The sequence below is a fragment of the Polaribacter sp. IC073 genome (assembly GCF_007997075.1).
Classification (GTDB): domain Bacteria; phylum Bacteroidota; class Bacteroidia; order Flavobacteriales; family Flavobacteriaceae; genus Polaribacter.
This window is the reverse complement of record NZ_VORS01000004.1, coordinates 112572-130595: the sequence shown is the minus strand read 5'-3', so window position 1 is coordinate 130595 and position 18024 is coordinate 112572. Positions and strand designations below refer to the sequence as shown.

21 protein-coding genes are annotated in these 18024 nt (G+C 30.1%); 9 read left to right on the top strand and 12 right to left on the bottom strand.

The window, feature by feature from the left end; all coding sequences use genetic code 11:
- Nucleotides 1–26: 26 nt before the first annotated feature.
- Nucleotides 27–1262 (top strand): DEAD/DEAH box helicase, encoded by a 1236-nt coding sequence (locus tag ES045_RS07535; RefSeq protein WP_147114866.1) that lies wholly within the window; start codon nt 27–29, stop codon nt 1260–1262.
- 94 nt (nt 1263–1356) lie between these two features.
- On the top strand, nt 1357–2109 hold the full coding sequence (locus ES045_RS07530) for a YoaK family protein (protein ID WP_147114863.1): 753 nt from the start codon (nt 1357–1359) through the stop codon (nt 2107–2109).
- A 38-nt stretch (nt 2110–2147) separates the two neighbouring features.
- Here ES045_RS07530 and ES045_RS07525 read toward each other — a convergent pair whose 3' ends face one another.
- The 5 genes from ES045_RS07525 to ES045_RS07505 form a co-directional block, all read right to left on the bottom strand.
- Nucleotides 2148–3674 carry a hybrid sensor histidine kinase/response regulator gene (locus ES045_RS07525; protein WP_147114858.1) on the bottom strand — a complete coding sequence of 509 codons (1527 nt, stop codon included), beginning with the start codon at nt 3672–3674 and terminating at the stop codon, nt 2148–2150.
- 6 nt (nt 3675–3680) lie between these two features.
- Nucleotides 3681–4166 (bottom strand): Rab family GTPase, encoded by a 486-nt coding sequence (locus ES045_RS07520; protein WP_147114855.1) that lies wholly within the window; start codon nt 4164–4166, stop codon nt 3681–3683.
- Between the two features lie 5 nt (nt 4167–4171).
- Nucleotides 4172–4978, bottom strand: coding sequence for a cell envelope biogenesis protein OmpA (locus ES045_RS07515; protein WP_147114850.1), 807 nt, complete (start codon nt 4976–4978; stop codon nt 4172–4174).
- The gene (locus tag ES045_RS07510) at nt 4979–5332 is read right to left on the bottom strand and encodes a hypothetical protein (RefSeq protein ID WP_147114847.1); all 354 of its coding nucleotides are present in this window, start codon (nt 5330–5332) and stop codon (nt 4979–4981) included. It lies immediately after the preceding gene.
- Between the two features lie 114 nt (nt 5333–5446).
- A complete protein-coding gene (locus ES045_RS07505; RefSeq protein WP_147114843.1) occupies nt 5447–6229 on the bottom strand; it encodes an MBL fold metallo-hydrolase in 783 nt (260 codons plus the stop codon).
- A gap of 77 nt (nt 6230–6306) precedes the next feature.
- Here ES045_RS07505 and ES045_RS07500 point away from each other — a divergent pair, with 77 nt between their 5' ends.
- Genes ES045_RS07500 through ES045_RS07485 form a run of 4 tightly spaced genes read left to right on the top strand, consistent with a single transcriptional unit; the run spans nt 6307 to nt 9394 of the window.
- Entirely contained in the window at nt 6307–7755 is a 1449-nt protein-coding gene (locus ES045_RS07500; protein ID WP_147114840.1) for a TonB-dependent receptor, read from the top strand.
- A 57-nt stretch (nt 7756–7812) separates the two neighbouring features.
- Nucleotides 7813–8361, top strand: a complete 549-nt coding sequence (locus ES045_RS07495; protein ID WP_147114837.1) for an RNA polymerase sigma factor — start codon at nt 7813–7815, stop codon at nt 8359–8361.
- A 33-nt stretch (nt 8362–8394) separates the two neighbouring features.
- Nucleotides 8395–8937: a hypothetical protein gene (locus ES045_RS07490; protein ID WP_147114834.1), complete on the top strand. Its 543-nt coding sequence runs from the start codon at nt 8395–8397 to the stop codon at nt 8935–8937.
- Between the two features lies 1 nt (nt 8938).
- Nucleotides 8939–9394, top strand: a complete 456-nt coding sequence (locus tag ES045_RS07485; RefSeq protein ID WP_147114831.1) for a sensor of ECF-type sigma factor — start codon at nt 8939–8941, stop codon at nt 9392–9394.
- A 47-nt stretch (nt 9395–9441) separates the two neighbouring features.
- Here ES045_RS07485 and ES045_RS16610 read toward each other — a convergent pair whose 3' ends face one another.
- The 4 genes from ES045_RS16610 to kdsB all read right to left on the bottom strand — a co-directional run bounded on the left by ES045_RS16610 (nt 9442) and on the right by kdsB (nt 11493).
- On the bottom strand, nt 9442–9636 hold the full coding sequence (locus tag ES045_RS16610) for a hypothetical protein (protein ID WP_147114828.1): 195 nt from the start codon (nt 9634–9636) through the stop codon (nt 9442–9444).
- A gap of 128 nt (nt 9637–9764) precedes the next feature.
- Nucleotides 9765–10025, bottom strand: a complete 261-nt coding sequence (locus ES045_RS07475) for a hypothetical protein (RefSeq protein ID WP_147114825.1) — start codon at nt 10023–10025, stop codon at nt 9765–9767.
- Nucleotides 10026–10066: 41 nt separating this feature from the next.
- Nucleotides 10067–10759, bottom strand: coding sequence for an HAD family hydrolase (locus ES045_RS07470; RefSeq protein WP_147114822.1), 693 nt, complete (start codon nt 10757–10759; stop codon nt 10067–10069).
- Nucleotides 10759–11493, bottom strand: a complete 735-nt coding sequence (gene kdsB, locus ES045_RS07465; protein ID WP_147114819.1) for a 3-deoxy-manno-octulosonate cytidylyltransferase — start codon at nt 11491–11493, stop codon at nt 10759–10761. Before kdsB ends, ES045_RS07470 begins: the two co-directional genes overlap by 1 nt.
- A gap of 100 nt (nt 11494–11593) precedes the next feature.
- On the opposite strand from kdsB, the gene ES045_RS07460 reads away from it, so the two are divergent.
- The gene (locus ES045_RS07460; protein WP_147114816.1) at nt 11594–11761 is read left to right on the top strand and encodes a lmo0937 family membrane protein; all 168 of its coding nucleotides are present in this window, start codon (nt 11594–11596) and stop codon (nt 11759–11761) included.
- Between the two features lie 183 nt (nt 11762–11944).
- The gene (locus tag ES045_RS07455; RefSeq protein ID WP_147114813.1) at nt 11945–12385 is read left to right on the top strand and encodes a hypothetical protein; all 441 of its coding nucleotides are present in this window, start codon (nt 11945–11947) and stop codon (nt 12383–12385) included.
- 81 nt (nt 12386–12466) lie between these two features.
- Here the strand turns inward: ES045_RS07455 and ES045_RS07450 are convergent, their stop codons facing one another.
- Entirely contained in the window at nt 12467–13336 is an 870-nt protein-coding gene (locus ES045_RS07450) for a flagellar motor protein MotB (protein ID WP_147114811.1), read from the bottom strand.
- Nucleotides 13337–13533: 197 nt separating this feature from the next.
- Entirely contained in the window at nt 13534–16170 is a 2637-nt protein-coding gene (locus tag ES045_RS07445; RefSeq protein WP_147114808.1) for a valine--tRNA ligase, read from the bottom strand.
- Between the two features lie 123 nt (nt 16171–16293).
- Here ES045_RS07445 and ES045_RS07440 point away from each other — a divergent pair, with 123 nt between their 5' ends.
- Nucleotides 16294–16698: a DUF1573 domain-containing protein gene (locus ES045_RS07440; protein ID WP_147114805.1), complete on the top strand. Its 405-nt coding sequence runs from the start codon at nt 16294–16296 to the stop codon at nt 16696–16698.
- On the opposite strand, the gene ES045_RS07435 is transcribed toward ES045_RS07440, so the two are convergent.
- Nucleotides 16695–17915, bottom strand: a complete 1221-nt coding sequence (locus ES045_RS07435) for an aspartyl protease family protein (RefSeq protein ID WP_223267203.1) — start codon at nt 17913–17915, stop codon at nt 16695–16697. The genes ES045_RS07440 and ES045_RS07435 overlap by 4 nt on opposite strands.
- Nucleotides 17916–18024 lie beyond the last annotated feature (109 nt).

The window sequence follows — 18024 nt, the reverse complement described above, 5'->3', positions numbered from 1 at the left end:
ACTACCTTTGCATCAAAATATAATACATGCATTTTACTGATTTTCCTTTTAATAAATCCATCTTAAAAGCCGTTGCTGAAGAGAGATTTCAAACACCTACTTTAGTACAAGAAAAAGCGATTCCTTTAGTTTTAGAAAAAAAGAACGTTATTGTTTCTGCACAAACTGGTACAGGAAAAACGGCTGCTTTTGCATTGCCAATTATTCAGTTATTGTTCGATGAGCAAGATGCAGAAAAAGGTGAGAAAAAGATAAAATCTTTAATTATAACACCAACGCGTGAGCTGGCAATTCAGATTTTAGAAAACTTTAAAAGTTTTAGTAAATATTCTAACTTAAGGGCAACAGCAGTTTTTGGTGGTGTTTCTTTAGAACCTCAAAAAGAAATTTTAGCAAAAGGTGTAGATATTTTAGTAGCGACTCCTGGCCGATTAATTGACTTGCAAATGCAAGGAAACATCGATTTAAGTGCTGTAGAAATCTTTGTTTTAGATGAAGCAGATTTAATGCTAGACATGGGTTTCATAGCCGATATTAAGAAAATAGAAGCTCTTTGTCCGAAGAAAAAGCAAACCTTACTTTTTTCTGCTACAATGCCAGAAAAAATAGTAGAGTTAGCCAAAAAAGTAATAAAAAGTCCGGTTGTTGTTGAAATCAATCCTGAAGAAACTACAGCTAAGAATATTGGGCAGCTATTATATTACCTTCCAAAAAAGAACAAAACAGATTTATGTATCGATTTGTTGAGAAATACCATAAATGGAAAAATTATTATTTTTAGACGCACGAAATTTGGTGTTGATAAATTAGAAGAATCTTTAACTAAAAACGGCTACAAAGTTGCTAGTATTCATGGAGATAAAACACAAGGCGTAAGAAATAAAGCGATTGAAGATTTTAAAGAGAAAAAAGCACACATTCTAATTGCTACAGATGTAGCTTCTCGCGGAATAGACATTACAAATGTTGATTGCATTATTAATTTTGACATTCCTAATGTACCAGAAACATACATTCACAGAATTGGTAGAACTGGTAGAGCAGGTAAATCTGGAATTGCGTTTTCTTTCTGTTCTCCGGATGAAAATGCGTATATAAAATTGATTGAAACTTTAATCGAAAGACCAATTAAAGTCATTACAGATCATTCTTATGTTATAAATAAACCTAAGAATAAAAAATTACAACCTAATACCGTTAGTAAAAAGAAAAAAGGAAGAAAATCTGAAGCTTCTAAAAAGAAGAAAAAACGATGGTATTAATCTTCTATTTTTATTTCTAAATTAAAAAAAAGAATTCGTTTGCATTTATTATAAGCTATAAAACGATAGACTATTATCTAAAGGAAGCTACAACATGTTTAGACATCAAGGTAAAAGCAGAACTTTAAAACACAACCTTAGAATTGCTACTGTCTTATCTTTTGTTGCTGGAATTGTAAATGTTACAGGCTTTTTATCTTTTAATCAATTAACTACAAATGTAACTGGTCATTTTGCTTTATTTATTAGTGATGTGGCCAATTTTGAGTTTTGGAAAGGAACCATTTACTTCCTTTATATATTTTCTTTCCTATTTGGATCTTTCCTTTCTAGTATTCTTATTGAAGCATTTAGAGCAAAAAAGAAACTGAATGTTTTTGTCTTACCAACAATTATTGAATCTTTAATCTTAATAGTAATTGCACTGATAAGCAATGTAACTAAAATAAAATATCCCGATTTAATTGTTTGTTTACTCCTTTTTGCAATGGGATTGCAAAATTCTTACGTCACGAAAATTTCGAACACAATTGTTAGAACAACACACCTAACAGGGTTATTTACAGATTTAGGAATTGAACTTTCTCAATTATTTTTTCCGAAAACGCATCCAAAAAGAGACAAAATTAAAGCAACTATAAAGTTACGAATTTACATAATTTGCTTCTTCTTTCTCGGCGGAATAACGGGTGGATATTTTTATTCAGTTCTTGGACTAAAACTAAACACGCTTGTTTTAGGAGCAATCATTTTATTAATAAGTCTATTTTATGACGATTTAAGATATCGACTGATAAGAACAAATAGAAAGTACAAACAACGAAAGAAATTACGCTCCTTCAATTAAATAACTAGTATAAAATCTTACTTATGAGAGGATGAAAATTAATTTAAAGTCAAACCTATTTGTTCTAGAAAAGAGACTGAAGTATAAGGTTTGCCAATTACACTTTTAAAACCAATATTTTTATAACGTTTTAAATCTTCTGGAGCTGTATTTGCTGTCAATGCTAAAAAGGGAATGTCTCTATTTTCCTTTTTAAACTCTTTTTTTTGCTGCACTAATTGTTCTCCCGTTATATTTGGCATGTGAATATCTAGCAACACCACATCAAAAATTGTTGTTTTTAGTATATCTAATGCTTCTAACCCGTCTTTTACTTGCGTTAAGGTTACATTTTCTTTTGTTAAGATATGTGCAACAATTGTCTGATTTAAAGCATCATCATCTGCTACTAAAATTCTTTTTCCCCGTAAACTTTTAGAAGCGAGGGTTTTTATCTTTTTAACAACTTCACTCTTTTGATGTGTTTCTTTTAAAAATGGAATTTCAGCTTTAAAAACAGTTCCTTTACCTAGCTCACTATCAACAGAAATCCTACCATTCATGGCTTTTAAAAGTCTTTTCACAATAGATAGCCCCAAACCCGCACCTCCATGTACTCGGTTGTCTGTTTTTTTGTTTTGTTGATATTCGTCAAAAATTTCAAACGTTTGGGCGGTCGTCATTCCTCTTCCAGAATCTGAAACTAAAAAAGCAATATTTACTGACTTCTCATCTTCGGAAACGACTGTAACGACTATAGATATTTCTCCTTTTTCTGTAAATTTTAAAGCATTCGACAACAAATTAGACAGTATTTGATTAATTCTTACATTGTCTCCTAAGACCAAATATGGAACCTTCTCTGAAACCTCTAAAAGTAATTCTACTGCTGTATTGGTATTCTGATGACGATAATTTTCTATACAATGTTTAGAAATTTCTTTAATATTTATAGGTGAATTTACCAATACTAGCTTTCCTGCTTCAATTCTAGATAAATCTAAAATATCATTTACAATCACTTTTAAATGTTCACCAGAAAGCGATAATAATTTTAAATATTCTTTTACACTATTATTTATACTCTCTTCAGAAATCATTGCTGCATAGCCTAAAATAACATTTAGCGGGTTTCTAATTTCATGACTCATCATTGCTAAAAATCGCGACTTTTCTTCATTTGCCTTATCTGCTATTTTACGCAATTTATCTAATTCAATGTTTTTTTCAGCCAACTGTCTTTTTACAAAAAAAATATCATTTCTATTTTGATTGAGCTGTTCTAAATATTTGTAAACATTGGTTCTATTATGAATTAAGACAGATATATTTTTCGCACTTTTAAACAACTCAATATCTACATTGTATTCTGTAAAATCAGAAACAAGAACCATTCCTTCCAACAAAAAAGGCGCAGAAATCTCTAAAGCATCTAAAGTACCTTCTAAAAAAGGGCAAGTTTTATAAATAGATTCTTGTGCATTAAATTCTTTTTGGAGAAACTTTCCTGCAGTGATGTTTAGAATTACTCCAGAGAGGCTGGTGGTAATCTGTATAAAAACATCATCTATTTTTGCAGGTATCAAATTTATTTATTTTATAGCTTGAGATGCTAATTGTAAAAAGGCATTTTCTACATTTTCATCTTCTTTAGCACTCGTAATTAAGTCAATTTTCACAGAAACAGTATTAATAACACTCTCTAATTCCTCTTGCGTTAATAAATCTTTTTTATTCCCAACAACGATAATATCCTTTAAACCAGACAATTCTTTGATGCTTTCTAAATAATTATCTATAGATACATAAGTCTCTTCTCTGCTTAAGTCGAACACATACATGGCGGCACTTGCTCCTAAAAAATAAGCTTTGGGTATTTTTTCATTCCCACTAGTACCAGCAACATCCCATATTAATAATTTAATTTCTTGGTTTTCAAATTGTACAATTTTAGAGCTAACTCGAACACCAATAGTACTTATATAATCTTCAGAAAACTGATTGAGAACAAACCTTCTAATTAATGATGTTTTTCCAACACCAAAATTCCCAACCAATAAAACTTTTTTAGCGATCATTCATTTTACGTTATTATATGTTTTCTAATTAGCAAATTTAACTTTGCTTCATCCGCTAAATAAGTACGATCTCTTAAAATAATTTCTGCTAAATTATGCACGTTGTCTGCAATTGTCTCTTTAAATTCACCACTCAAGACACCCGAAGTAGCGATGGCAATATAAATGGATTTGTAATTTTTTATAGTCAGATGAAAATTATCAAACTTAATGTCTTCTAAATTCTGATTTTCTTTAGAGAAAGCTTCTTCTGCAAAAGACTTAATAGCTGTTAACATACCAGAAATCATATCTTTGTCTGCAGTATTCCCTCTTGTATAACTACCTGAAAGTAAACCAGAATTTTTTTCAATAACAAAAACTTCTTCTATAATGGGTTCAAAAATTTCATTTAGAACAACACCTGCGTCGTTCTTTTTTCCTTTTAGAAAACGTGTGAAAATTTCTTTTATAGAGAATTTCTCTTTGATTGTTTTATTAATACTGTCAGATAACTTAGTGATTTCACTAACAATAGCTTTCTTAATCAATTTACCCATAATTGGGTACAAAGCTTCTACTACTTCATCTTGAGAATCTCTAATTTGAATTTTTATTGTTTGAGTAATTGTATCTCCAAAATATTCTGGAAAATTACGGCGAAGATCTTCAATTTTCTCATCTACAAGAGGGGTTACTCTTTTAGACAGTTTTTCTTTCTCGATAATTTCTTCACTTAGAGCTGTAAATTTATCTCTATCCTCGGCTAATAAAAGTTCTCTGAGCAACTCAAAACGATTGTCTTTTTTGTTATCTACAGTTGGCTTTTCCATCTATTCTTGCAACATCAATGCAATTTTTTCTAAAGCTTTTCCTAATTTTTTTCTATCTGTCTTTTCATCATCCAAATCTGCCAATCTTTTATCTAAATCGTCATTTAAATCTTGAAACTTATGATCCATCAAACTTTCTAAATCCGCTAATTTATTTTCTAAATGACTAACAGAATCTCCTAAGTTTTTCTGAGTTTCGTTTTGTAAAGCCTTAATTCTATTGAAAACATCTTCGAATTCAGAATTATATTGCTGAATATTTTCACCAAAAATTAAGTCTCTAACTGCTGCAATTCTGCTATCTACTAACGGCTTAGTTTCTGCTGCTTGGTTTTTTTCTGACTTTTTTTCCATATTTTTTTATCTTGAGTTAATTTCTGGGAATATTAGTTAAAATGATGAGTCTTTCAATTATAAAATAAGAAAGCGATGCTAACAAATATACATTAAAATATAATTACTAAAACTCTAAGCTTCTATTTTTAAGCCATCAAACGCTAAAAACACATTTTTGGGTAATTTTTTAGAGACTTCTTTATGAAAGCCTAACTTATGACTAATGTGTGTGAAATATGTTTTTTTAGGTTGAATTTCTTCAACAAAATCTAATGCTTCTTGTAAATTAAAATGTGTAGGATGTTCTTCTATTCTTAACGCATTTACAATTAAAATATCTAAATTTTTAAGCTTGTCTTTTTCTTCCGAAGTAATTGTTTTTACATCGGTTAAATAGGCTATATCTTGAATGCGATAACCTAAAACAGGTAAATTACCATGCAGTACTTTAATAGGAATAACCTCTAAGCTATCAATATAAAAAGGATTATTATCAACAACATTGGGTTGCACACTTGGCGCTCCTGGATATCTATTCTCTTTGGAAAAAATATATTGAAAACGTTCTTCTAAACTGGTTAAAGTTTTCTGATTTAAATAAATAGGCATTTCTCCTATAATATAACAAAACGGACGTAGATCATCTAAACCCGCAGTATGGTCTGCGTGTTCATGCGTAAATAAAACGCCGTTAACTAATTGTACTTCTTCTCTTAACATTTGCTGTCTAAAATCAGGGCCACAATCAATTACATACGTTTTATCATCCCAAGAAATTGATACAGAAGAACGCAAGCGCTTGTCTTTAGAATCTTTAGATAAACAAACAGGGTCTTTACTGGCAATCATTGGTATGCCTTGTGATGTTCCTGTTCCCAAAAAAGTAATTTTCAACAGTTTTTTATCAATTTTCATTGAAACAAAAATAAGATAAAAATTGACTGATAGCACACTTATTCATTACATTTGTTGCAACGTATAAAAATCGATTTATGGCAATTTCTTTAAAAGGAGATCAAGAAATTAGTACTGTACCAACAACCAAGAGTAAAGCACTTAGAATCAACTTAAACTCAGACATTTACGGAACTTTTGCTGAAATTGGTGCAGGACAAGAAACTGCTCGTAATTTTTTTAGATCTGGTGCTGCTTCTGGTACTATTGCAAAAGCAATGAGTGCTTATGATAAAGATTTTTCTGATGCTATTTATGGTATTGAGCTAGATAAACGTTACGTTACACAGCCGCGTCTAAAAAAAATGCTGCGTCACGAAATCGATTTAATGGAAGATCGTCTAAGCAGATCTAAGCATCCAGATAAATTATTTTTTAGTTATGCAAACACAGTAACAACCATAGATTTCGCTAAAAAATTTAAAGGCCATGGATGGATTGGTATCCGTTTTCAATTAGATCCTTTAGAAGAATATAATGAGATTATTTTACACTTGCGTTTCAAAGAATCAGATGCTCGTCTGCAACAAGAAACCTTAGGTATTTTAGGTGTTAACTTAATTTATGGTGCGTTTTATTTAAATGACAATCCGAAAGAATTGGTTAAATCTTTTTACGATAATTTAAGTAATGACCAATTAGAAATTGACATGATTAATTTCTCTGGGCCACGTTTTATGTATGTAGACAATCGTTTGATGAGTCTACAATTGCTAAAAAACGGAATGACAAATGCAGTAATGTTTGGACCTGATGGAAACAACTTATTGCCTGCACAGGTTTTATACAAAAAAAATATATTGGCGTTGCGTGGTAGTTTTAGACCCGTTACCAAAGTAAATATGGACATGTACGAAAAGTCTAAAAGGCTTTTCTTAAAAGAAAACAAAGTAAAAGAAGAAAACACACAAGTTATTTTTGAAATCACCTTAAGTAACCTTACTTCTGAAGGAAAAATTAACGAAAGAGATTTCTTAGACAGAGCAGAGTTACTGTGTTCTTTAGGACAAAATGTAATGATTACCAGCTTTCAACAATACTTTAAATTGGTAGAGTATTTTAGTGAATTTACCAAAGAAAGAATGGGGCTTGCAATGGGGGTTTATAACCTTATTCAAATTTTTGATGAAAAATATTATCGCAATTTAAGTGGTGGCATCTTAGAAGCATTTGGTAAACTTTTTTACAGAGATTTAAAAGTGTACATGTATCCTTACCACGATCAAGGTTCTGGAGATTACATTAATAGTGAAAATTTAAAAGTGCATCCAAGGATGAAAGAATTATATAAATTCTTTAAAAACAATGGTAGACTTATAAATATTGATGATTTTGATCCTGAAATTCTAGATATTTTCTCTAGAACAGTCTTAAAGATGATTAGAGACGGAGAAAAAGGTTGGGAAGAAATGTTGCCAGAAGGGATTCCAGAAATTATTAAACAAAAACGTTTATTTGGCTACTCTAGATCGAGAATAAGTAAATAGTCTAATTTTACGATTAAACCTTTTAGAAAACATTTTGTCTAATTAAAAAAAACGTACTTGACAGACGAAATTGTTTTAATAGAACAGCTAAAAAATGTTCAAACAAGAGAAAAAGCGTTCAGGGAATTAATTTCTCTATATAAAGAACGCTTGTATTGGCACATACGTAAAATTGTAATTTCTCATGATGATACAGATGATGTTTTACAAAATACATTCATAAAAATTTATAGAAATATTGGTAAATTTAATCAAGAAAGCAAATTGTTTTCTTGGATGTATAGAATTGCGACCAATGAAGCCATCACCTTTATAAACAAACGTGCAAAAGAAAGGAATGTAGATATTTCTGAAATACAAGAACAATTAGCTGCTACTTTAGAAAGTGATGTGTATTTTTCTGGGGATGAAATTCAGCTAATTTTACAAAAAGCAATTGCTACTTTACCACAAAAACAACAGTTAGTTTTTAACATGAAATATTTTGATGAGATTAAGTATTCTGAAATGTCTGAGATCTTAGAAACTTCTGTTGGTGCATTGAAAGCATCTTATTTTCACGCAGTTAAGAAAATTGAAAGTTATATAAAAAACAAAACTGATTAAACCTTTCATAAAAATTAAGGTCTAAATAGTAACATGGACAATAAAATTAGAAATAGCGAAGATTTCTTAAAATCAGTACTGAATAAAAAGACTGGTTTTTCTGCACCTAAAAATTATTTAAGCGGTGCAGAAGATCAACTTGCTTCTTTTCTTACTGAAGATAAACTTCCGAAAGAAAATGGTTTTACAATTCCCGAAAATTATTTTGAAGAATTAGAAGCCTCAATTACCGAGAAAATAGTACCTAATAAAGAAGTAAAAGTTATTTCTTTAAAAAGCAAATTATTAAAATACATTCCCATGGCAGCAGCAGCTTCCTTAGCCTTGTTTTTAAGTCTTAACTACTTGAGTCTACAAAGTACAAAAGAAGTTAGTTTTGAAAACTTAGCACATTCAGATATAGAAAATTGGGTTTTAGAAAACGCGAATGAACTATCTGATGAAGATTTTGCGGCTCTTTTACAGCGTGAAATTACAAACGAAAATGATTTTGCCTTAACAGATATAAATAATAATGATATTGAGGAATATATTATCGATTCTGAAAACTCCTCTTTATTAAATGATAACTATTAATATGAAAAAATACACTATAATTCTAACACTTTTTCTTACAGCTTTTCAAGCTTTTGGGCAGCATAGTCAAGAAAGTCGAGATAAAATTAAGGCGTTAAAAGTTGCTTTTCTTACACAAGAATTAAAACTTACTTCTATGGAAGCAGAAAAATTCTGGCCTGTGTATAACAAACATGAAGAAGAAATAGATCTTCTAAGAACTAAAGTTAGACTAGAGTTTAAAAAAAAGATTAAAGAAGTTGGAGATTTAAACAACTTAGACGAATCTCAAGCAAAAAAATTAGTCCTATTAAAACTAGATTTAGAAAAAAAGATGGTGGCAGGAAAAATAGATTTTAACACAACGGTTTCTAAATTTCTTTCTTATAAAAAAATTATGAAACTTCACCTTTCGGAGAGAGAATTCGCAAGAGAATTAATGCGTAAATACGGCAAAGGAAGGAAAGCTAAAGAATAGTATATATATTGTTAAAATAAAAAAAGAGGCATTATGCCTCTTTTTTTTTATTTTAGCAGAGCCATACAAATTAATAACTCTGGTTTATTTGCTATAAAGCTTTTTAACCAAATTGTTAACTCATCTCTTTCATAAGGTAACAAACTTTCTAAGCCTTTTTTTAATTCTTTACAAAATAATTCTGAATTGAAACTAACCTTCTTTAATACAGTTTTCGTGTATTCGAACATTGCTCTCGCCATATTTCTTAGTATTTAATAGTTATAACGCACATAATAGTATGTTTATTATAGCTTAACCAAAGTTACTAAAAAAAACCATCAACGATGTGTTGATGGTAGTTAAAAAAATGTTTAAAAAATGTTAAGATTTAAAGCTTGTTAATTTTAGCAACTAACGCATTCGCTTTAACCTCTAAATCGGCACTTACTTCTCTGTAATGTGCTTTCTTGTTCTCAACACCTTTTTTGTTAATTTTTGCTATTAAAGCGTCAAAAGTATTTATAGTTTCATCTATAATTGCTTCAACTTCTTTATTATCTCCTTTTACATCTACTTTTTCAGAAACAAATCCAATAATATCTCCTAAAGTGTAATTAATATCTTTTTTTAAGTTTTTTATGCTAGCCATAATTTGTTTTAATTTTAAAGGTGCAAAGTTAGCTTATTTATTTAAAAGAGCGTTATAAGTTCTTTGATATTTCTTAAGGTTTTATAATCTGTTTGTTCTTGCACTTCTAAAGACACTTCTTCATGAACCCAAGTAGTGTGAAATGGCACATGAATTGCAGCTGCACCAATCTCTAACAACGGTAAAACATCAGACTTTAAAGAATTACCAATCATTAATAATTGTGAGGGTTCAACATCTAAATGTTTTACTAACTTTAAATAATCTCGCTCCTTTTTATCACTCATTACTTCTATATGGTGAAAATAATCTAATAAATTAGAATGCTCTAACTTTCTTTCTTGATCTAATAAATCGCCTTTTGTAGCAACAATCAATTTATACTTGCCTTGTAAACTTTGCAATACCTCTTCTACTCCATTTAATAATTCAATTGGCTTTTCTAACATCTCTTTACCAATATCTAGTATTTTCTCTATGGTTTCTTGTGGTAGTTTATAATTAGAGAGTTCTAAAGCACATTCTATCATAGACAAAACAAACCCTTTAATTCCGTATCCGTAAATAGCTAAATTTTTGATTTCAGTTTTAAATAATTCTTGATCTATTTTATTTTTAGTTTCATATTTAGAAAGTAATTCTGCAAAAACTTCTTCTGCTTCCCTAAAATACGTTTCATTTACCCACAAAGTATCATCTGCATCAAAAGCGATTACTTTTATATCTTCGAACATTACTGCAGGTTTAAGTATTTTTTTGCTTTTTCTAAATCTTCTGGTGTATCGATACCAACAGCTTCAACAGTGGTTTCTACCATTTTTATTTTCTTACCAATTTCTTGATACCTTATCGCTTCAATTTTTTCTGAAGCCTCTAATGGTGTCATTGGTGTATTGTAAAAGTCTAACAATGCTTGCTTTCTAAACGCATACACACCTTTGTGCTTGTAGTACTTTACAGCAATGTCTTTATCTCTATGAAACGGAATTACACTTCGAGAAAAGTAAATTGCTAAATTATTTACATCTGTAATAACTTTTACATTATTCGGATTTTCGATGTCTTCTTTATTTGTTATTTGTACTTTTAAAGAAGCTAAGTCAATTTCTTTCTTTGTGTCTTCTTTAAAAACAGCAATTAATTTAGACAAAGACTCTTCGTCTATGAAAGGTTCATCTCCTTGTACATTAATAACAATATCTGCTGTTATAAATGCTACTGCTTCTGCAATTCTATCAGAACCACATTCGTGTTCCTTTTTACTCATGATTACGTTTCCGCCAGCATTCGAAATATTTTCTCTAATAATTTCTGAATCTGTAACGACATAAACTTCCGCAAATAACTTCGTATGTACAGCTGCCTCGTAGGTTCTTTGAATTACAGTTTTACCTCCTAAATCTTTCATTAATTTACCAGGAAAACGAGATGCACTGTAGCGTGCAGGAATCATTGCAATAATTTTCATAAACACTTTGTATAAGTATCAAAGATAATATTTAAATGGATAGCGTTAAACTTCATCCTATAATTATTATAGCTTTGTGTGAACAAAAAAATTAAGTATTATGAGAAGTATTTTGTGGCTTGTAGCCGTAGTTTGTATTATTGTTTGGGCATTAGGAATGCTAGGTATTGTTCCTGGGATTGGAACAAGTAGCCTTCTTCATACGTTATTAGTGATAGCAGTAATTGTTATCTTGTATAATATTATCTCTGGTAGAAAACCATTATAAGATAAAACCGAGCTGAAACTTGGTCTTTTATCTACTTTGCTCAAAAAATCTTTTTTTTGAGCTTTTTGCATTGCCTAATGCGAACATAATAAAAAATTATCTTTAAGAATTTGAAATTAGTAAGGATAGAAGCCACATTTTTCCTTAAATTTGTTTAATAATTAACCAAAAAAAATAAACAACATGTCGTCAGATAAGATTATAATAAAAAATGCTCTAGTAATAACGCTATTAATTGGTGGCTTTTTTCTGGTATCTACCTTACTTGGGCTAGAAGAGAATCCGTTTTTAAGGTTCTTAAACTTAGTTTTTGTACTCTTGGGTATTTATTTAGCCATTAAGGAAAGTGTCTTTGTAAATAAAGAAACTAACTACATGACAAATTTAGGGATTGGAATTAGAACTTCTGCCCTAGCTGTATTTTTATCCATAGCGGGTATTATTGTATACATTCAATTTATAAACCCAAATTTTATCTCTGTAATGAGTAACTCCTTTTTAATTGGAGGTAGTTTATCATTGCCAGAAATTATAATTACTTTAGTAATCGAAGGTATGGCTTCTTCATTTATTGGTTCTTTTATAATAATGCAATTTTATAAAAACCACGATAAAAAAAATTAAAGATAAAATAGTGCCCAAATATTATAGGATAAAAAAATCGCCCAAATTTGGACGATTTTTTTATTTTTAAAAATAAAACAATTATTTATCTAAGGGTTGGTCACTAGCTAATAATGCAAAAAACTTATCTAAATTAGGTAGAATTACAATTCTTGTTCTTCTATTTTTTGCTCTATTTGCATTGGTTGTATTTTCTACTAAAGGCATTGTAGAGCCTCTACCAGAAGCAATTAATCTACTTCCGTCTACCTTATATTTACTTTCTAAAAGTCTTACAATAGAAGTAGCCCTCTTTACACTTAGATCCCAATTATCTTGAACAGCAGCATTATTTATGGTTCTAGAATCTGTGTGTCCTTCAATCATAACATCCATACTTGGTTCAGACTTAATTACATTTGCTAATTTCTCTATTAACTTAAATGCACCTTTTTTAACTCTATAACTAGCGTTGTTAAATAACAGTTTATCAGAAACAGAAATCATTACTACGGTTTGGTCAATATCGATATTAATATCATCTGAATTATTAAAATCTTCTGTATTCATCTTATTCTTTAAATTGTAAGAAATCGCAAGATTTAAAGAATCTTTTAATGTGGTCGCATTTGCCAAAACAGACGGATCTACTTTAGACAATGTTGCTCTCATGGTTGCTCTTGTCTTATTAGAAATAACAGCTGTATTACCAACCATCTCTAATTTAACATCATTCTCATTTTGCAACGTAACGTTGTCACCTTTTAAAGAATTAATTTTCTCATTATAATCTGCAACTCTGTTTTCAATTTTTGCAAACTTACCTTCTAACGCTTCTTTTTCTAAGGTTGTTTTCTGAAGGTTTCCTTTCGTGTCCTTATACTGACTTTCTAAAGCTGCATACTTTTTTTTTGAAACACATGAAGTTGCCAATAAAGAAATTGCTACAACTGGAATAATTAGTTTTTTCATAATTAATTAGTTTAAATTACATAACCATTAAACGGTTACCTTGTTCTTAAATTATACTATATAATTATAACAACTGAGCACAAAAAAACCCTACAAAAACATTGATGTTTTTTTATTTAATTTAAATTGAGCAATAAAAAAGTCCATGAAAACTAGTTTTCATGGACTTTTACTTTCTAAAACAATTTAAAAAAAACTTATTGTAGTGAATTCAAACTACTTTTAATCGTTTCTATCTTAGCAACAGTATCTGCTTCTTTTTTACGTTCTATTACAATTACTTGTTCTGGTGCATTAGACACAAAACGTTCATTAGACAACTTTTTTGTAATGCCGAATAAGAAACCTTCTGCTCTTTTTAATTCTGCTTCTAATTTTTTAATTTCTGCTTCTACATCAATATTTTCTATAGAAATAGGTACAAAATATTCATTAGACTTCACTCTAAATGAAGCTCCTTCTACTTTTTCTATAACGTAGTTTATAATTGATGTATTTGTTAATTTTTGAATAACAGCATCAAATTCTTTAGAACTCTTATCATTATCAATTACAAATAATTCTACAGCATCTTTAAAAGAAATGTTTTTATCTTTTCTGATGGTTCTTATTCCTGACACAACTCCGGTTGCGAATTCAAAATCTTCAATAATTTTTGCATCAAAATCTTTAATCACTGGATATTTTGCAATAATTAGGGCTTCTTCTGGCGTTCTATCTGCTATATATTGCCAAATATCTTCCGTTAAAAACGGCATGAACGGATGCAATACTTTTAAGTTATTTTCTAAAACTTCAATAATTGCATCAAAAGTTCTTTTATCTATTGGTTGTTGATATGCAGGTTTTACAATCTCTAATAACCAAGATGAAAAATCATCATTTATTAATTTATAAATTGCCATTAAAGCATCAGACAAACGATACTTAGAGAAATGATCTTCTATTTCTGCCAACGTTTTTTGAAACTTTGCTTCATACCAAACCAAACCACTTTTAGAAGTTTCTGGTTGTGGCAAAGTAACATCTACTTCCCAACCTTTTATCAAACGGAAAGCATTCCAAATTTTATTTGCAAACCCTTTTCCTTGCTGGCATAAGTCTTCTTCAAACATTAAGTCGTTTCCGGCTGCTGAACTTAGCAACAATCCAACTCGTACGCCATCTGCTCCATAATCGTCAATTAATTTTAAGGCATCTGGCGAATTCCCTAAAGATTTAGACATTTTACGTCTTTGTTTGTCTCTAACCAAACCCGTTAAATACACATTATTAAAAGGTTTTTCGCCTTTATATTCATATCCTGCAACAATCATTCTTGCTACCCAGAAAAACAAAATATCTGGTCCGGTAACTAAATCGTTAGTTGGGTAATAGTATTTAATTTCTTCGTTTTCTGGATTTCTAATTCCGTCGAAAACAGACATTGGCCACAACCAAGAAGAAAACCAAGTATCTAATGCATCTTCATCTTGTGTAAGGTCTGATGCCGAAAGTGCAGTGTTTTTTGTTTTTTCTTGAGCAAGAACTACAGCATCATCAATATTTTCTGCAACTACAAAATCTTCTTTTCCGTCTCCGTAGAAGTATGCAGGAATTTGTTGTCCCCACCAAAGCTGACGAGAAATATTCCAATCACGCACATTCTCCATCCAATGACGGTAGGTATTTTCGAATTTCTTTGGATATAAATTGATTTCTGCATCTTCGCCTAAAACTGCATCAATTGCAGGCTTTGCTAAATCTTTCATCTTTAAAAACCATTGATCTGACAATCTAGGTTCTATAACCGCTTTTGTTCTTTCTGAGGTTCCTACTTTGTTTGTATGAACTTCTGTCTTTACTAAAAAGCCCTTTTCTTCTAATTCTTTGCTAATTTCTGTACGAACTACAAATCTATCTTTCCCTTGATAATGCAATCCGAAGGAATTTAAAGAAGCATCATCATTAAAAATATCAATAACTTCTAGTTTGTGCTTATCTCCTAAATTTTTATCATTTTCATCGTGCGCAGGCGTAACTTTTAAACAACCTGTACCAAATTCTACATCAACGTACTCATCTTCTATAATAGGGATAATTCTACCACAAAGCGGCACAATTGCTTTCTTGCCTTTTAAATGCGTAAAACGTTCATCATTTGGATTGATACAAATAGCAGTATCGCCAAAAATAGTTTCAGGTCTTGTCGTTGCAATGGTTAACGTATCCTCAGATCCTTCAATTTTATATTTTAAGTAATATAGGTTTCCTTGTCTTTCTTCATGAATTACTTCTTCATCAGAAAGTGTCGTTTTAGCTTCAGGATCCCAGTTTACCATTCTGTAACCTCTATAAATTAAACCTTTGTTGTATAAATCTACAAAAACCTTAATTACAGATTCAGACATTTCTGGGTCCATTGTAAACGCAGTTCTTTCCCAATCGCAAGAAGCTCCTAACTTTTTTAATTGTTCTAGAATTTTACCCCCATATTCATCTTTCCAATCAAATGCATGTTGTAAAAACTCTTCACGTGTTAAATCGTTTTTACTAATTCCTTGTTCCTTTAACTTGGCTACAACTTTTGCTTCGGTAGCAATAGATGCATGATCTGTACCCGGAACCCAACACGCATTTTTACCTAATAAACGTGCACGTCTAATTAACACATCTTGAATTGTATTATTCAACATATGCCCCATATGCAAAACTCCTGTTACATTTGGAGGTGGAATTACAATTGTATAAGGTTCTCTATCATCTGGCGTCGAATGAAAATAATTATTTTTCATCCAGTAGTCATACCATTTGTCTTCTACTTGGCTTGCATCATATTTAGATGGAATTGTCATACTTTGGAATCGTTTTTGAGATATCGTTCGCAAAAATACAAAACTCTATTTTGTAGTGAAAATTAGTAGTTGATTTTTTAAAACAAATTATTAGTCTTAATTTCACATTCTATAACATGTATTATGAAAGCATTCGGAATATTTTTAGGCCTACTTTTTATTACTTTTTCTATGAATTCACAAGAATTTAAATTTGAAAAGGAAACAATTGATTATGGAAAAATAAATAAAGGTACTAATGGAGAAAGAACTTTTGTTTTTATAAACATTGGTGATGCTCCTTTACTTATAAAAAACATACAATCTTCTTGTGGTTGTACCGTTCCTGAAAAACCAGAAAAACCGATTATGCCTGGGGAAAAAGGAAAAATAAAAGTGGCCTACAACACAAATATAATTGGTGGTTTTTCTAAACAAATTACAATTCTTTCAAATGCTAAATCTGCAAGAAAAATTTTAAAAATTAGAGGTTATATCACAAAAGAAAAACTTTTTGAAAAAGAAAAGAGCATGCTTTTAAATAATTAAATTCTTTTTTCTAAACGAAACTGAAGGGTCATTGTAACACCTTCTCTTGCTACTTTAATTCGTATTTTTTTATTTTCTTTTTCTTGTAGTTTTAAAATAATGTCATTTAAAGTATAACTGTGTGCTGGTTCTCTATTAATTGCTAAAATAAGATCTCCTGCTTTTAAACCTGCTTTGTCTGCTACAGAATTTTTAACAACCCCTTTAATTATATAGGTCGATTTAAATTTATAAACAAAACTACTCACAAGAGAAACGGTGTTTTTTGCGTCTAATGAATTAGAATACGCATCTGATGCTAATTTAGTAGTTGCTACCTTTATTAATTGTTTGCCATTATAAACAATATCTAAACCACTCATGTTGTAATTAAAACCCGATTTGAAAGAGCCGTTTTTCTTAAGAGTTATTTTTTTGTTTGGGTAATCTACCCAAACAATAAATCTTTTTAGAATATTACCACCGATACTGCCATTTCTGTTTTTTAGTTTTCTTGCGTTTAGTGTAGAAAGTGAGTCTAAAAAAGAAGCTGTTGGTTTTTCTATCTCAAAGTTTCCTATTTTAAGCTTCGGAATTCTACTTCGATTTCCAAAAATAGTACCGCTTAAACCTTCTCCTAAAATATCATTAAAATACCTTTTGGGTGTTTTAATTTCTAACTTCGAATTTTCAAAAAGCCAAATTGCGTCGCTCCCTCCAGAATCTACTAACATTTTTACGTTTGTGAATTTCGTACCAATAGTATCTAATTGCACCTTAATATCTACAAATGGTTTATTCCGATAAAACTGAATGGGTAAAACTTCACATTTTCTACATTTTTTATAGGTATAAGTATCAGGCTTGTAAAAAATTAATTTTTTGCTCTTGTAATTAATTTTGACAATGAAATTTTTTAGTAAATCATAGCCAATAATTCCATGGATGGTAGTTCCTATTTTACTCGACAAATCGAAAAAATCTTTTAGAATTACGTAGATGGTTTCATTAGCTCCTACCAAACCTTTAACAGTCATCTTATTATTTCTAGCTATTATTGCAGCCACAGGTGCACCACCACCAAGACCTCTTAAATTTATTTTTTCAGAATTTAAAAAGTTGATGCTATCATTTTCAGAAAGATTAAAAATAACCGTTTTATGAACGCCAGTGTCTAAAATAAAGGAAAGTGTGCTGCCATTAATTTCTAAAGGAATAACAATTAAATTATGTATCAACCTAAAAGAAACTTTTTGTCTGCTTTCCGTTTTATCTTTAAAACGGAATCCGTTTTGAGAATTACTGTTAAATATTACAGTAAATATAAGTAGAAATAGGAAAAAACTT

What these genes read in the sequence shown, in the direction of transcription:
- ES045_RS07450 (WP_147114811.1), bottom strand. Translation starts at nt 13,336, where the DNA reads ATGAAAAAACTAATTATTCCAGTTGTAGCAATTTCTTTATTGGCAACT.
- ES045_RS07455 (WP_147114813.1), top strand. Translation starts at nt 11,945, where the DNA reads ATGTCGTCAGATAAGATTATAATAAAAAATGCTCTAGTAATAACGCTA.
- ES045_RS07535 (WP_147114866.1), top strand. Translation starts at nt 27, where the DNA reads ATGCATTTTACTGATTTTCCTTTTAATAAATCCATCTTAAAAGCCGTT.
- ES045_RS07470 (WP_147114822.1), bottom strand. Translation starts at nt 10,759, where the DNA reads ATGTTCGAAGATATAAAAGTAATCGCTTTTGATGCAGATGATACTTTG.
- ES045_RS07460 (WP_147114816.1), top strand. Translation starts at nt 11,594, where the DNA reads ATGAGAAGTATTTTGTGGCTTGTAGCCGTAGTTTGTATTATTGTTTGG.
- ES045_RS07515 (WP_147114850.1), bottom strand. Translation starts at nt 4,978, where the DNA reads ATGGAAAAGCCAACTGTAGATAACAAAAAAGACAATCGTTTTGAGTTG.
- ES045_RS07505 (WP_147114843.1), bottom strand. Translation starts at nt 6,229, where the DNA reads ATGAAAATTGATAAAAAACTGTTGAAAATTACTTTTTTGGGAACAGGA.
- ES045_RS07445 (WP_147114808.1), bottom strand. Translation starts at nt 16,170, where the DNA reads ATGACAATTCCATCTAAATATGATGCAAGCCAAGTAGAAGACAAATGG.
- ES045_RS07510 (WP_147114847.1), bottom strand. Translation starts at nt 5,332, where the DNA reads ATGGAAAAAAAGTCAGAAAAAAACCAAGCAGCAGAAACTAAGCCGTTA.
- ES045_RS07520 (WP_147114855.1), bottom strand. Translation starts at nt 4,166, where the DNA reads ATGATCGCTAAAAAAGTTTTATTGGTTGGGAATTTTGGTGTTGGAAAA.
- kdsB (WP_147114819.1), bottom strand. Translation starts at nt 11,493, where the DNA reads ATGAAAATTATTGCAATGATTCCTGCACGCTACAGTGCATCTCGTTTT.
- ES045_RS07530 (WP_147114863.1), top strand. Translation starts at nt 1,357, where the DNA reads ATGTTTAGACATCAAGGTAAAAGCAGAACTTTAAAACACAACCTTAGA.
- ES045_RS07500 (WP_147114840.1), top strand. Translation starts at nt 6,307, where the DNA reads ATGGCAATTTCTTTAAAAGGAGATCAAGAAATTAGTACTGTACCAACA.
- ES045_RS07475 (WP_147114825.1), bottom strand. Translation starts at nt 10,025, where the DNA reads ATGGCTAGCATAAAAAACTTAAAAAAAGATATTAATTACACTTTAGGA.
- ES045_RS07490 (WP_147114834.1), top strand. Translation starts at nt 8,395, where the DNA reads ATGGACAATAAAATTAGAAATAGCGAAGATTTCTTAAAATCAGTACTG.
- ES045_RS07440 (WP_147114805.1), top strand. Translation starts at nt 16,294, where the DNA reads ATGAAAGCATTCGGAATATTTTTAGGCCTACTTTTTATTACTTTTTCT.
- ES045_RS07485 (WP_147114831.1), top strand. Translation starts at nt 8,939, where the DNA reads ATGAAAAAATACACTATAATTCTAACACTTTTTCTTACAGCTTTTCAA.
- ES045_RS16610 (WP_147114828.1), bottom strand. Translation starts at nt 9,636, where the DNA reads ATGGCGAGAGCAATGTTCGAATACACGAAAACTGTATTAAAGAAGGTT.